This window comes from Natrinema pellirubrum DSM 15624, assembly GCF_000230735.2.
GTDB lineage: Archaea > Halobacteriota > Halobacteria > Halobacteriales > Natrialbaceae > Natrinema > Natrinema pellirubrum.
Genome location: NC_019962.1, coordinates 3,756,676 through 3,768,642 on the forward strand (window position 1 = coordinate 3,756,676; position 11,967 = coordinate 3,768,642).

The window sequence follows — 11,967 nt, forward strand, 5'->3', positions numbered from 1 at the left end:
AACGAGCGAATCGGCTGGGGAGGGCGTGGCCGCTCCCTGTTGCCACGATAGCAGAACGCTCTGACCTCTCGAACTGCTCCCTACGCAAACCCTTCAACAGATGCAGTTACTCACACCAGCGGTTCGACCAGGTCCCGACCCGCCTCGAGCAACTCCGTCACCCGCTCCTCGTCTTCAGCTTCGGCGTAGACCCGCAACACGGGCTCGGTGCCGCTGGGACGCACCAGCAGCCACGACCCGTCGGCCAGCAGCAGCTTGAACCCGTCGGCGGTGTTGATGTCCTCGACGGCAGTCCCTGCGACGGACTCGGGGATCTCAGCCTCGAGATCGGAGATCACCCGCTCCTTCTCGTCGTCGGGGCAGTCGACGCTGATCTTGTCCTGGACGACGGTGCCGTGTTCTGCGAGCAGGCGATCCACGCGGTCGTCGATCGGCTCTGCGGCGTGCATCACGGCTGCGAGCAGGGCCATGAGGACGCCGTCCTTCTCGCGGACGTGGCCCCGGACGGTGAACCCGCCCGACTCCTCCCCGCCGACGAGGGCGTCGTGTTCGCCGATCGCCTGCGCGACCCACTTGAAGCCGACGGGGACCTCGTGGACCGTCTCGCCATGGGACTGGGCGACCCGATCGATCAGGTAGGTCGTGGAGACGGTCCGGACCGCCGGCCCCGAGTCCGTCTCGAGCAGGTAGTCGTAGAGCGCGGCGAAGAAGAGGTTCTCGTCGAGATAGCCCCGCTCGGGCGTGACGACGGCGATGCGGTCGGCGTCGCCGTCGTTGGCGATCCCCAGCTCCGGCGCGGTGTCGTCGGCGGTGACGAGGTCGATCAGCGTCTCGAGGTTCTCGGCGGCGGGTTCCGGTGCGCCGCCGCCGAACGCGGGATCGGGCTCACAGCGCAGACACTCCAGGGACGCGCCGGCCCGCTCGAGCAGGGCGTCGGTGGTCCCGCGGCCGCTGCCGTGCATGGCGTCGTAGGCGACGGTGCGGTCGGCGAGGTCGACGTCGCCGGCCATCGATTCGACCAGCTCGAGGGCGGCGTCGGCGTGTGGCCCGGCGAAGTCGACCTCGGTGACGGCCCCGTGGTCGGCCTCGGGGAGCGGATCGGGCTCGGCGAGCCGGTTGGCGATGGCGTCGGTAACGTCGGGTAGGGCCGGCGCGCCGTCGCTGGGGATGAACTTGACGCCGTTGTACTCCGGCGGGTTGTGCGAGGCGGTGATCACCAGCCCGCCGGCGAGGTCGCGGTCGGCGATGGCGTAGGCGACGAGCGGCGTCGGTCGGTCCCGATCGGCAAGCAGGACATCGAACCCGTTGGCACACAGCACCCGTGCCAGTTCCTCGGCGAACCCCCGCGAACTCTCGCGGGCGTCGTACCCCACCGCGACCGGGCCCGCGAGGCCCTCGTCGGTGAGATACGTCGCGACCGCTTGCCCCACCATCCGAACGCGGGGCGACGTGAACTCCTCGAGCGTCGCCCGCCAGCCGTCGGTACCGAAGCTGATCGACTCCATGCACCGGTGGTCAAGGGCCGGCGCGAAAAAAGCGACGGGACGACGGGGCCGTTCGGAAGCGATCAGGCGTCGACGTCAGCGAGTCGCTGCTCGAAGAGCCGCTCGCCGGTATCCTCGCAGGTAACCGCGATCACTTCGTGGGAGCTACAACAGGACTCGACGACCTCCTCGCCCATCCGGACGTCGCCGCCGGAGGGACAGGTCTCGAGGAACATCCGCAGCCCGTTGAGGACCTCGCCTTTCGTCTCGGGCGCGTAGGCCTCCCAGTCGTCGGTCCACGATGCGAGCGCGCGGCTGGCGGCGACGTCGGCGAGCAAGGCCGCGTGTGAGGGCCAGCGACCGGCCGCGCCGGTCTCCGAGAGCAGCCGGTATGCCTCCCCGCGTTCGCTGAGTTCGAACTGCTCGGGGTCGGCGTCGAACCCGAAGGCGTCGACGGCCGCCTCGACGTCGACCCCCGACTCAGCGAGCGGGTCGATCTCGCCGAACCAGACGGCTTCGAACTCGTCGGTGAGACAGAGATCGTCGCGATCCTCGCAGGGCTCGAGGACGTCGTTTGCGAGGAAGAACGTCTCGAGATCGGCGACAGGATCGGCGTCGGCTCCGGCAGCGGCGGTCCCGTCGCCGTCGGCGGCTGACGTCGCGTCGTCGGTCGCGACGGCCGCGTCCTCGTCGAACGTGACCGCGTCGTCCGCCGTCGAATCGCGGTCGGTTTCGGTCGTCGGGCCGCCGCCGAGGCCGCTCGCGACCGCGGGTTCGGGATCCTTGCCGAACCAGCGCAGTACCGCGGGCGGGAGGTACCGCTTGGTCAGCGTCGGCGTCCCGGGGACGAGATACCCCCGGAGGTAGATCAGTGCGATCGACACGCCGACGGCGAGCAGTCCGCCGAGGCGGGACTTGCGGGCGACGATCGAACCGAGTATCGCCGCGATAACCAGGTTCAGGACGGTACAGGGCTCACACCGGTTGTCGCCGGTGTACTCCGGTTGTCTGAGTTCGTCGACGACATCGATTTGCATCTCGAGAGAACTGTCATTCCCGACGGACATCTATTTTTCGGCGTGTGTCAGAGGGAAATGACCAGCGAGGCATTCGTCGTGACCGGCGTTACTCGAGGCCCACGAGCCGTTCCTTCTCAGTTCGGGAGAGTTGTTTGATCTCGTACTCGCGGGACATCGCCGCCGATTTCGAGTCGAAGCGCTCGTGGTAGCGGAGTTCGACCGGCGTCCGACCGCGGGTGTACTTCGCGCCCTCGCCCGCATCGTGTTCGGCGACGCGTCGCTCGAGGTCGGTCGTGTAGCCGGTATAGAGGGAGCCGTCGGCACACTCGAGGACGTAGACGACGTGATCGGCCATCGGTCGTGAGCAGGGAGACCAGCCTAAAAAGCGTCTCGTCCGTGTGGGGGCGCGTGGTAGTCGTGATCGATCGCGATGGTCAGGTGCCGCGAGCGCGCTCTTTCGCGGCTTCAGCGATGCCGGCGTTGGCCGAACAACTGACACACGCGTGGATCTCGCCGCGTTCGTCGGCGAAGACGCGTGCGAACCGTTCGGAAACGTGCGCGCCGCAGTGGTCACACTTGGGCATTGGTCACACCGGCCGGAGCCGGTATCATGGTATACCGGGTGTACGGTTAAATAGCCTTCTCCAAACACTGTTTGGCTTTTGGGTTGTGGAAACTATTTTTTTCCGAACGGGGTAGAGCTTAGTCGCGGCCAGCGGCGATCGCACGGGCGATGAGGGTCGCCTGTGCTCCGGCGACGAAGCCCGCGTCGACGTTGACGACCGAGAGGACGGTACAGGACTGGAGCATCCCGGCAAGCGCCGCCTCGCCGTCGCCACCGTAGCCGTAGCCGCTCGCGACGGGAACGCCGATGACCGGCGTATCGACGAGGCCGGCGACGACGGTCGGCAACGCACCCTCTCGGCCGGCGACGACGATCAACACGTCGGCCCCGCGGAGCCGGTCGAGCTGGTCGAGGGTTCGGGACAGCGCGGCGACGCCGATATCGTCGACGCGATCGACCGTCACGCCCGCGTCCAGCAGGACGGTCTCGGCCTCGTCGGCGACCGCTTCGTCGACCGTCCCGCCGGTGGCGATCCCCACCATCGCATCGAGCGACGGCGGCTCGTAGTCGGGAGCCAGCACTCGCGCCGTCGCGCTCCGGCGCTCGAGCGTCGCGTCGGGGGCGGTCGCTGCGAAGTGATCCCTGAGCGCGTCGAACTGCGGCTCCGATAGACGCGTCAGCAGCGCTCGGCCCGTCGTCTCGAGGGCGGTTTCGGCGAGCGCGACGACCTGTTCGGCCGACTTCCCCTCCGCAAAGATCGCTTCCGGGATCCCGCGTCGCTGTCGACGGGCCGCGTCGAACCGGCCCGCCTCGCCGACCACGTATCCCCTGAGTTCGGCTTCGGCCTCGGCCGGCGACAGGTCGCCGTCGGCCACGGCCTCGAGGAGTTCGCGCATACCGCCGTTCCGGGGTCGACGTACTCGAATGCGTCGGCTGGCGGTCGGTCCGGGACGAGTCACGGCGCGGACGCCGTCGATGATCTTGTGATCTCGTAACGTACGTGCGAGCCCCGGAGGACCGCGCGCGAGGCAACTCAGCCGATTCGCGACCCCCGTTCAGCGGGGCCGCCACTCATATGCCATATACTTTCCGGTGAAATCGGTGGTCGAAACGGGCGAATCAACCGCTGCAACCCCCGTATTTCCGCTGCTAACCAAAATTCTTATATGGAGTTATGCGAAACCGATACACCGTATGGCAGATCTTATCGTCAAAGCCGCCGTAAAGGAAGCGCTCGATGACAAAAACGTTGCCTCCGACTTCTACGACGCACTCGACGAAGAAGTCGACGAGCTTCTCGAGGACGCCGCCCGACGCGCGGAAGCCAACGACCGGAAGACGGTCCAGCCCCGCGACCTGTAAGGGACGCCACCCCAATTTTTTCGGACGCTACGGTCGATAGCGATAGCTGTCGCCGGCCGACGCCCGGACGACGTTGCCGGCTCGAGTTTTTTCCCCGATGCCGTGATACGGACGGATATGCTGCGCAGACTGCTGATCGGCTTCGGCCTCCTCGAGATCGTGAAACCCGAACCGGTGATCGCCGCCTGCGAACGGATCGGCCTCCGAAACCCCGGCGAGCCCCAACCGCGGCCGCTGGCGCTCGCCGGCGCTCGGCTCGAGGGGCTTGTCTTCGTCTGGCTGCTCGTCCGCGGCCGGCAGGGATCGACGCTGGTTTCCGGGCTGCTCGGGCTCGCCGGGCTGACGCTCGTCCTCGTCCCCCGACCGATCATCGACCTCAGCCAGCACCTGGTCTATGCCAACACCGACGACCTCGAGTTGCAGCCGTGGGTCGAGCCCGCGGCGCGGCTGCTTGGCGTCCTCTATCTGACCGTGACGCTGCTTTCACGGAGTACGGGCGAGGAAACGAGCAAGGACGGCTCGGCGGAGTCGGAGAAACCGTCGGGTCGAGTTCCGCTTCCCTCGCGGTGACGCGTCCATGAGACGAGCGCTGGCGGTCGGCGCTGGACTGCTCGTGATCGCGGTTCCCGACCGGATCGTCGCCGCCGCCGAGCGCCTCGCGTTCGTCGATCCGGACGCCGGACGGCTCCGGCCGTGGACGATCCCGATCGCTCGGCTCAAGGGAGCGATCGTCGTCTGGCTGCTCGGTCGCAAGCGGGGCTCGCCGTCCGGTCTCGAGACGGGACTGGCCGTCGTCGGCCTCGGGCTGGCGCTGTTCCCCCGAACGGCCCTCGAGGTCGGCCTCGAACTGGCCTACGAGAACGGCAACGAACTCGAGCCGAAACGGTGGGTGCTGCCGGTGACCCGGCTGCTGGGTATCGGCTACGTGGCCGTCGCCCTGTTCCCGCAGCCGATCGATGCGCCGAGGGACGCGACCACCGACGGTGAGACGCGAGAGGACCGGTAGCCGCTCGGGCACCTACCCGTCAGTAGTGGCGGGTCTCGACGCCGTCGTCGGTGCCGACGTAGGTCGCGTCGGCCATCCCGACGAACAGCCCGTGTTCGACGACGCCCGGAATCGCCGAGAGCCGTGTCGCCAGTTCGTCGGGATCGTCGATCGAGCCGAACGCACAGTCGAGGACGAGATTGCCGTTGTCGGTCACGACCGGGCCGTCCTTCTCGCCGGCATCTCGGAGCGTCGGCTCGCCGCCGAGGTCCCGAATCCGGTCCGCGACGACAGTGTGAGCGTCCGGAAGGACGGCGACCGGGACCGACCGCTCGAGGCGAGTGGTCAGCTTCGAGGGGTCGGCGACGACGACGAACCGGTCAGCCGCCGCGTCCACGAGTTTCTCGCGGGCGTGTGCCGCGCCGCCACCCTTGATCAACGCGCCGTGTGCGGCCGCGTCCGCGTCGTCGACGACCTGATCCGCCCCGTCGATCGCCAGATCGAGGCCGTCGACCGCGTCGAGGTCCGTCAGTTCGATGCCGACCTCGAGGGCCAACTGACGGGACTGGAAGGAGGTCGGGACCCCCCGGATCTCGAGGCCGTCGTCGACGGCCCGGCCGAGCGCGCGGATCGCATAGGCGGTCGTCGAACCGGTGCCGAGGCCGACGACGAACCCGTCGGCGACGTCCTCGGCCGCGCGTTCGCCGGCCCGTCGTTTCGCCGCGTCGGAGCCACCTGCCGTCTTCATACCTCCTCACGGGAGCGGCGAGGGCAAAAACGTTGTAATTCGCGGTCGGCCGCTCAGAGATCCGCTCGTCCGAACCCCCAGAGACCCAGTGCCAGCGGCAGGAGCGCCCAGACGGCGAGGATCACGAAACCGAACCACGGCTCGGCCACCAGCGGCACGCTCTCGATCAGTCCCTGTGACTCGTAGGCACCCGCCGAGGTGAACTGCGATTCGCGGAGGACGAACCCGATCGCGGAGCCGTAGGCGGCATCCGGTGTGATGGAGTTGAAGACGAGGTACCAGCCGGGGAACGTTTCGGGAAGGAACGTTCCCTCGATGGCGTAGAGCAGGACCTGTGAGAGTAGTCCCCAGAGGGCTTTGAACAGGACCACGAGTGCGATCGCGCCGACGGCAGCCTTGGTCGTCGACCGGGTCATCGCGGAGATGCCGACGCCGAGACAGACGTAGACGAACCCGAAAGCGACCGTCACCAGCGTAAAGGCGAGATAGTCGACGGGCGAGACCTCGCCGACGAAGGCGACGAGCCCGATCAGGCCGACGGCGAAGCCGATCAGGATCGACACTGCGACGACGCCAGTTCGACCGAGGACCTTCCCGAGGACGACGTCCCGACGGCGGTGGGGCAGTCCGAGCAGGAACTTCAGGCTCCCGGTCTCGCGTTCGCCCGCGATCGCACCGTAGCCGACGATCAGTGCGATCACGGGGACGAGAAAGCCCGCCGGCGTCTGCAACGCGAAGATCAGTCCGATCGTCGACTCGCCGCCACCCTCCGAAAACAACCCGGAAGCCCACGAGGCCAGCGCGGCTCCGCCGACGGTAAACAGGGCAAAGAGCGCGGTCAGTCCCAGCAGCAGGCGCGACCGGACCGCGTCACGAAAGTCCTTCTTCGCGACGGTGATCGCGCTCATCGAACCACCTCCCGGCCACCGTCGGCGCCCGTAGTGTAGGCGACGAACAGGTCCTCGAGCGAGGACTCGTCGGTCTCGAAGTCCTCGACAGTGACGCCGTACTCCTCGACGACGTGGAGGACCTCGGTCTTGGCGCGGTCCTCGCAGGCGACGACGAGGGACCGTCCCTCCGGGGTTACCGAGGAGACGCCATCGATCGCCTCGACCGCCGCGAGGGCAGCATCCGAGTCGTCGGGGATCCGATCGAGGGTCACGCGGAGTCTGGTCTGGTCGGGCATCGAGTCGCGCAGTCCCTCGACGGTGTCCTCGGTGATCAGGTCGCCGTCCCGGAGGATGCCGACGCGGTCACAGACCGCCTCGACCTGCCCGAGGACGTGACTCGAGAAGAAGACGGTCGCGCCGCGTTCGTTTTCCTCGCGAATGATCTCGCGCATTCGGCGAGCCCCGTTGGGGTCGAGGCCGGTGGAGGGCTCGTCTAAGATCAGGAGGTCGGGCTCGCCGACCAGGGCCGTCGCGAAGGTGAGCCGCTGGGCCATCCCCTTCGAGTAGCCGCCGGCTTTCTTTCCGGCCGCGTCGGGCGAGAGACCGACCCGCTCGATGAGATCGTCGGGATCGTCGTCGGCCCCCTTGGACTCGATCGCGAACTCGACGTGCTGGCGGCCGGTCAGGCGCTCGTAGAGTTCGGCGCCCTCGGGAAGGATACCGGTTCGCTGGCGGATCTCGAGGGAGTCCGCCTGCGCATCGAGGTCGAACACCCGAACCTCGCCGGTAGTCGGCCGAATGAAGTCCAATAGGAGGTTGATCGTTGTCGACTTCCCGGCCCCGTTGGGACCGAGAAAGCCGTATATTTCGCCACGCTCGACGGACAGCGAGAGCCCGTCGAGTGCCGTCTCGGTGCCGTACCGTTTCGTCACGTTGGATATATCGATGGAGGGCACTGTTTAACTATACTACTTTTTTGGATGGCAAATAACTTTCTGCATGCCGGAACGATAGTCGACACTGACAGTCACTGCGCACCTGATCGTACGACAGCGTTGCAGTCAGTGTGTCAATCGCTTCAGCGGCTACGATATCCGTCCCGGCAGCGAGGACGTATTGTCAATTACGGAACCAGATCGGAAGAGCTATAACACCTGTTGGGCCACAATCATTTGTATGCAAGAACCCGCTCTCCACCCCGCCGATCACGCCGATTCTGATCGGCAACATGGTCCCGTTCGACGACCGACCCGCCGCTCGAGCCGGGTGGTATAATGCTGCAACTCGCCCTCTTCCCGCTCCAGTCCGGCGGTGAAGACCTCCCCGTCGACTCGACGACGATGCTCGCCGCGATGGTAATCGGCCTCATCATCGGCGTCGCGATCACGGTCGGCGTCGCCTACTGGGTATACAAGGACGCCTCGAAACGCGAGAACAACGAACTCGCGTGGGCCGTCGGTGTCGGCGCGTTGCTGTTCTTCGCCTTCCCGATCGGCGTCATCGCCGTCATCGCGTACGTCCTCCTCCGAGGCGACGAGACGACGACGGAGCCGATGGGCGGCGACGCGACGGGCGGCGATTGGTAGCCGTCACGGGTCGTCGCCGGCTCCGCGGTCCAGCCGGCCGTGCGATCGGGCGCCGGCACGAATACATCGTTACGCCGAACTTTTTTTGAGCCGTCCGTCGATCAACGCTCATGGCAACGGCGGAGACGGCCGTCTCCCTCTCGGACGTCCGCAAGACCTATCGGATCGGCGAGCCCGTCCACGCGTTAGACGGCGTCTCGCTCGAGGTACCGGAAGGGTCCTATACGGCGATCATGGGCCCCAGCGGCTCGGGCAAGTCGACGCTAATGAACCTCGTGGGCTGTCTGGACACCCCGACGGCGGGCGAGGTCGTCGTCGGCGGGCGAGCGATCGACACGCTGGACGACCGCGAGCGGACTCGCCTCCGGGGCACCGAGGTCGGCTTCGTCTTCCAGACGTTCAACCTCATGCCCCGACTGAACGCCGTCGAGAACGTCGCCCTCCCGCAGCTGTTTCAGGGGATCGACCGGACGGAACGGCGCGAGCGAGCGCGTGACCTGCTCGAGCGGGTCGGGCTCGCCGACCGCGGGGATCACCTGCCCAACGAACTGTCGGGCGGCCAGCGCCAGCGGGTCGCGCTGGCCCGGGCGCTGGTCAACGATCCCGCGATCGTGCTGGCCGACGAGCCCTCCGGCAACCTCGATACCGACACCGAGACGGAGATCTTGGACCTCTTCGACGAGTTCCACGATGCCGGGACGACGATGATCGTCGTTACCCACGAACGGCACGTCGCCGAGCGGGCCGACCGGATCGTCCACCTGCTCGACGGGCGGATCGAACGGATCGAGGAACTCGCGGGCGACGACACACCGGAGCCGGCCTCGCGAACGAGGTCGTCGGAGGCCGATTCCGAGTGAACCCGATAGAGAGCCTACGGCTGGCGTGGCGGTCGATCCGGGGCCACAAGCTCCGGTCGGCGCTGACGACGCTGGGGATCGTGATCGGGATCGCGGCGGTGATCGCCTTCGTCACGCTGGGTGCGAGCCTCCAGGCCGGCATCATCGGCGATATCAGCCCCGACGATCAGCGCAACGTCTACGGCTGGGCGGCCGAGCCAGACACCGAAGGCGGGCCGCTGGCGGGTGCCCAGCCGGTGTTTACCGGCGACGACCTCGAGGCGGTCGAGGATCTGGACGAGGTCGAGGCGGCCTACGGCTACGCGACGATCCAGACGCAAGCGATCTCGAACGGCGACGAGACGGTCGCCCAGGGGAACGGGCTGATCGCCTCGGGGCCGTCCTACATCCGCGAGGAGCGGTTGGCTGAGGGGCGCCAGTTCCGGCAGGGCGAACCCGAGGCGGTCCTCAACCCGGCGGCTGCCAACCAGTTCGAGGAGAACGTTACCGTCGGCGACGAACTGACCGTGACGATCCTCGGCGGCGAGCGCCGGACCGTCGAAGTGGTCGGGATCACCGATACCAGCGAAGGCCAGAGCCCATTCGAGGGGTTCGAGTCCTCGCCGCGGGTGTACGTTCCCACGGATCCCTACTACACGGAACAAGCGTCGGGACTCGGAGCCGGCGGGGCCGACGACGGGGGCGAGAACGAAAGCGGCGGCGAGGACGGCGAGGCGCGCTTCCTCGCGATCATCGTCGAAGCCCCCTCCGACGACGCGGCCGACATCGACGCCGCCCGCGAGAGCGCGACCGACTACCTCGAGAGCGATCAGTCCGACGCCAGCGAGTTCCTTGATGACGACCTCGCGGTCAGGTTCCAGACGAGTACGGAACTGCTCCAGCAGCTTCAGGACGTACTCGACCTGCTGCGGAACTTCATCGTCGGCATCGCGGCCATCTCCCTGCTGGTCGGCTCGATCGGCATCGCCAACATCATGCTGGTCAGCGTCACCGAGCGGACCCGCGAGATCGGCATCATGAAAGCCGTCGGCGCACAGAACCGCGACGTCCTCGGCCTGTTCCTGACCGAAGCGGTGATCCTCGGCGTGATCGGCGCGATCCTGGGGACCGCCCTCGGACTGGTCGGCGGTTACGTCGGGGCCGAATACGTCGACCTGCCGCTCGTCTACCCCCTCGAGTACGTCGCGCTCGCGGTCGTCGTGGGGATACTCGTCGGGGTCCTCGCCGGGCTGTATCCCGCATGGCGGGCCGCGCGGACGGACCCGATCGACGCGCTGCGCTACGAGTGATCAGAACCGGTCGCGATCCCGCTCGCGGTCGGCGTCACGTTCGTCCGCGGTGCGATCGGCGCCGAACTCCCTCGAGTCAGCGGTTCCCGAGTCGCGGTCCCACGTCGGTTCGCCGTCGGCAGGGGGTGCCCGACCGGATTCCGTTTCGTAGCCGATCGTGGCCCGCGTCCGGTGGTGGCGGTCGGGATACTCGCGAGCGAGATACGCGCCCAGATAGCCGCCGAGCAGTGAGAGGCCCACCGTATAGAAGAGAGCAAAGAGCCCGCCGACGGCGATCACGATCGAAACCAGCGCGAACCCCTCGAGGGGAACCCCACCGGTGAGCCCGAGCCCGAGGATACCGAAGACGACCAGCCCCATTCCCGCGATCGGCAGGAACGTGATCGCACCGGCGATCGCGCCGACGGTCGCACCCTGACGGCTATCCGGCCCCTCGAGGAACCCGGCGACGAGGCCGCCGAGGACGGTCGAGAACGGGATGAACGAGAGGACGACACCGACGACAGCACCGATGACGGCGTTGAGAAGGGTTCGAGTGCTGACCATATCGAACGGATGACGGACGCAGTGAAAGGTGTGGCGGGACCCACTCGGAAACATCGACCGCAACGGCGTTCGTCCCATCGGTCGCCACGCTCTATCCTGGCGTAATAACCATAAAATATATCAGACTATGTAGAAAATTTGATTTTGTATAAACTGCCATGAATAAACCAGCACCGGATAGACGCCGTGTGGGTACAAGCATCGCCGATGGACCGATTGCGGCCCGGATGAGGGCGTAACCAGTTACGGAAGGAGGACCGAGAATGCCAGTACTCTCGATCTTCGGTCGACTGAATCGACTGCTAATAGAGAACCACGTCGTTCACGGCATCATCGCAGCCGTGGTCGTGTTCGCCGTCAAAATCGGGTTCGACGTAGCCACGGGCAAAGACCCGTCGGTACTCGAGGCGGTCGTCGCCGGCGTGGTCTTGGGAGCGATCTACTACGGGGGATTGAAATACGGCGCCTCGTAGCCGGCCGCGAGAGATGTCGCGACGATATCGAGCCCTCATCGATGGCCTGCGGATTGGATACGTTGACGGAGTACGAGACTGGCGGACGCTCAGGCGAGAACCCCTTCGGCTCGCATTGCTCGTCTGTGGCGGTGTCGTGTCGTGTCTCTATCTAGGGCTG

General features: G+C 66.9%; 16 protein-coding genes. 7 read left to right on the forward strand and 9 right to left on the reverse strand.

What is annotated here, in order from left to right; all coding sequences use genetic code 11:
* Window positions 1-110: 110 nt before the first annotated feature.
* The 5 genes from NATPE_RS18195 to larB all read right to left on the reverse strand — a co-directional run bounded on the left by NATPE_RS18195 (window position 111) and on the right by larB (window position 3,964).
* A complete protein-coding gene (locus NATPE_RS18195; RefSeq protein WP_006183064.1) occupies window positions 111-1,505 on the reverse strand; it encodes a phosphoglucomutase/phosphomannomutase family protein in 1,395 nt (464 codons plus the stop codon).
* A gap of 62 nt (window positions 1,506-1,567) precedes the next feature.
* Window positions 1,568-2,551, reverse strand: a complete 984-nt coding sequence (locus tag NATPE_RS18200) for a hypothetical protein (RefSeq protein ID WP_006183065.1) — start codon at window positions 2,549-2,551, stop codon at window positions 1,568-1,570.
* 58 nt (window positions 2,552-2,609) lie between these two features.
* Complete coding sequence (locus tag NATPE_RS18205; protein ID WP_006183066.1) at window positions 2,610-2,858, reverse strand: GIY-YIG nuclease family protein; 249 nt, start codon at window positions 2,856-2,858, stop codon at window positions 2,610-2,612.
* Window positions 2,859-2,937: 79 nt separating this feature from the next.
* The gene (locus tag NATPE_RS22840) at window positions 2,938-3,087 is read right to left on the reverse strand and encodes a DUF7563 family protein (protein ID WP_006183067.1); all 150 of its coding nucleotides are present in this window, start codon (window positions 3,085-3,087) and stop codon (window positions 2,938-2,940) included.
* 118 nt (window positions 3,088-3,205) lie between these two features.
* Window positions 3,206-3,964, reverse strand: a complete 759-nt coding sequence (larB, locus tag NATPE_RS18210) for a nickel pincer cofactor biosynthesis protein LarB (RefSeq protein WP_006183068.1) — start codon at window positions 3,962-3,964, stop codon at window positions 3,206-3,208.
* Between the two features lie 298 nt (window positions 3,965-4,262).
* Between larB and NATPE_RS18215 the strand changes: the two genes are divergently transcribed.
* The 3 genes from NATPE_RS18215 to NATPE_RS18225 all read left to right on the forward strand — a co-directional run bounded on the left by NATPE_RS18215 (window position 4,263) and on the right by NATPE_RS18225 (window position 5,436).
* Window positions 4,263-4,430 carry a DUF1931 family protein gene (locus NATPE_RS18215; protein ID WP_004267503.1) on the forward strand — a complete coding sequence of 56 codons (168 nt, stop codon included), beginning with the start codon at window positions 4,263-4,265 and terminating at the stop codon, window positions 4,428-4,430.
* Window positions 4,431-4,547: 117 nt separating this feature from the next.
* Window positions 4,548-5,000 carry a hypothetical protein gene (locus NATPE_RS18220; RefSeq protein WP_006183069.1) on the forward strand — a complete coding sequence of 151 codons (453 nt, stop codon included), beginning with the start codon at window positions 4,548-4,550 and terminating at the stop codon, window positions 4,998-5,000.
* A 7-nt stretch (window positions 5,001-5,007) separates the two neighbouring features.
* A complete protein-coding gene (locus NATPE_RS18225; protein WP_006183070.1) occupies window positions 5,008-5,436 on the forward strand; it encodes a hypothetical protein in 429 nt (142 codons plus the stop codon).
* A gap of 19 nt (window positions 5,437-5,455) precedes the next feature.
* Here NATPE_RS18225 and rpiA read toward each other — a convergent pair whose 3' ends face one another.
* Genes rpiA through NATPE_RS18240 form a run of 3 tightly spaced genes read right to left on the reverse strand, consistent with a single transcriptional unit; the run spans window position 5,456 to window position 8,009 of the window.
* Window positions 5,456-6,163, reverse strand: a complete 708-nt coding sequence (rpiA, locus tag NATPE_RS18230; RefSeq protein ID WP_006183071.1) for a ribose-5-phosphate isomerase RpiA — start codon at window positions 6,161-6,163, stop codon at window positions 5,456-5,458.
* Between the two features lie 53 nt (window positions 6,164-6,216).
* Window positions 6,217-7,071, reverse strand: coding sequence for an ABC transporter permease subunit (locus NATPE_RS18235; protein WP_006183072.1), 855 nt, complete (start codon window positions 7,069-7,071; stop codon window positions 6,217-6,219).
* Window positions 7,068-8,009 carry an ABC transporter ATP-binding protein gene (locus NATPE_RS18240; RefSeq protein ID WP_015299278.1) on the reverse strand — a complete coding sequence of 314 codons (942 nt, stop codon included), beginning with the start codon at window positions 8,007-8,009 and terminating at the stop codon, window positions 7,068-7,070. Before NATPE_RS18240 ends, NATPE_RS18235 begins: the two co-directional genes overlap by 4 nt.
* Window positions 8,010-8,327: 318 nt before the next feature.
* Here NATPE_RS18240 and NATPE_RS18245 point away from each other — a divergent pair, with 318 nt between their 5' ends.
* The 3 genes from NATPE_RS18245 (at window position 8,328) to NATPE_RS18255 (ending at window position 10,788) form a co-directional block, all read left to right on the forward strand.
* Entirely contained in the window at window positions 8,328-8,639 is a 312-nt protein-coding gene (locus tag NATPE_RS18245) for a hypothetical protein (protein ID WP_006183074.1), read from the forward strand.
* Window positions 8,640-8,749: 110 nt separating this feature from the next.
* Window positions 8,750-9,499: an ABC transporter ATP-binding protein gene (locus tag NATPE_RS18250; RefSeq protein ID WP_006183075.1), complete on the forward strand. Its 750-nt coding sequence runs from the start codon at window positions 8,750-8,752 to the stop codon at window positions 9,497-9,499.
* On the forward strand, window positions 9,496-10,788 hold the full coding sequence (locus NATPE_RS18255) for an ABC transporter permease (RefSeq protein WP_006183076.1): 1,293 nt from the start codon (window positions 9,496-9,498) through the stop codon (window positions 10,786-10,788). The genes NATPE_RS18250 and NATPE_RS18255 overlap by 4 nt, the downstream gene beginning before the upstream one ends.
* On the opposite strand, the gene NATPE_RS18260 is transcribed toward NATPE_RS18255, so the two are convergent.
* Complete coding sequence (locus tag NATPE_RS18260; RefSeq protein ID WP_006183077.1) at window positions 10,789-11,334, reverse strand: DUF5518 domain-containing protein; 546 nt, start codon at window positions 11,332-11,334, stop codon at window positions 10,789-10,791. It lies immediately after the preceding gene.
* A gap of 263 nt (window positions 11,335-11,597) precedes the next feature.
* Between NATPE_RS18260 and NATPE_RS18265 the strand changes: the two genes are divergently transcribed.
* Window positions 11,598-11,807, forward strand: coding sequence for a hypothetical protein (locus tag NATPE_RS18265; protein ID WP_006183078.1), 210 nt, complete (start codon window positions 11,598-11,600; stop codon window positions 11,805-11,807).
* Window positions 11,808-11,967: the final 160 nt, after the last annotated feature.

Bases quoted from the DNA above. Each gene is read 5' to 3' on its own strand.
- NATPE_RS18195 (WP_006183064.1), bottom strand. From the start codon at position 1,505: ATGGAGTCGATCAGCTTCGGTACCGACGGCTGGCGGGCGACGCTCGAG.
- NATPE_RS18200 (WP_006183065.1), bottom strand. From the start codon at position 2,551: ATGTCCGTCGGGAATGACAGTTCTCTCGAGATGCAAATCGATGTCGTC.
- NATPE_RS18205 (WP_006183066.1), bottom strand. From the start codon at position 2,858: ATGGCCGATCACGTCGTCTACGTCCTCGAGTGTGCCGACGGCTCCCTC.
- NATPE_RS22840 (WP_006183067.1), bottom strand. From the start codon at position 3,087: ATGCCCAAGTGTGACCACTGCGGCGCGCACGTTTCCGAACGGTTCGCA.
- larB (WP_006183068.1), bottom strand. From the start codon at position 3,964: ATGCGCGAACTCCTCGAGGCCGTGGCCGACGGCGACCTGTCGCCGGCC.
- NATPE_RS18215 (WP_004267503.1), top strand. From the start codon at position 4,263: ATGGCAGATCTTATCGTCAAAGCCGCCGTAAAGGAAGCGCTCGATGAC.
- NATPE_RS18220 (WP_006183069.1), top strand. From the start codon at position 4,548: ATGCTGCGCAGACTGCTGATCGGCTTCGGCCTCCTCGAGATCGTGAAA.
- NATPE_RS18225 (WP_006183070.1), top strand. From the start codon at position 5,008: ATGAGACGAGCGCTGGCGGTCGGCGCTGGACTGCTCGTGATCGCGGTT.
- rpiA (WP_006183071.1), bottom strand. From the start codon at position 6,163: ATGAAGACGGCAGGTGGCTCCGACGCGGCGAAACGACGGGCCGGCGAA.
- NATPE_RS18235 (WP_006183072.1), bottom strand. From the start codon at position 7,071: ATGAGCGCGATCACCGTCGCGAAGAAGGACTTTCGTGACGCGGTCCGG.
- NATPE_RS18245 (WP_006183074.1), top strand. From the start codon at position 8,328: ATGCTGCAACTCGCCCTCTTCCCGCTCCAGTCCGGCGGTGAAGACCTC.
- NATPE_RS18250 (WP_006183075.1), top strand. From the start codon at position 8,750: ATGGCAACGGCGGAGACGGCCGTCTCCCTCTCGGACGTCCGCAAGACC.
- NATPE_RS18260 (WP_006183077.1), bottom strand. From the start codon at position 11,334: ATGGTCAGCACTCGAACCCTTCTCAACGCCGTCATCGGTGCTGTCGTC.
- NATPE_RS18265 (WP_006183078.1), top strand. From the start codon at position 11,598: ATGCCAGTACTCTCGATCTTCGGTCGACTGAATCGACTGCTAATAGAG.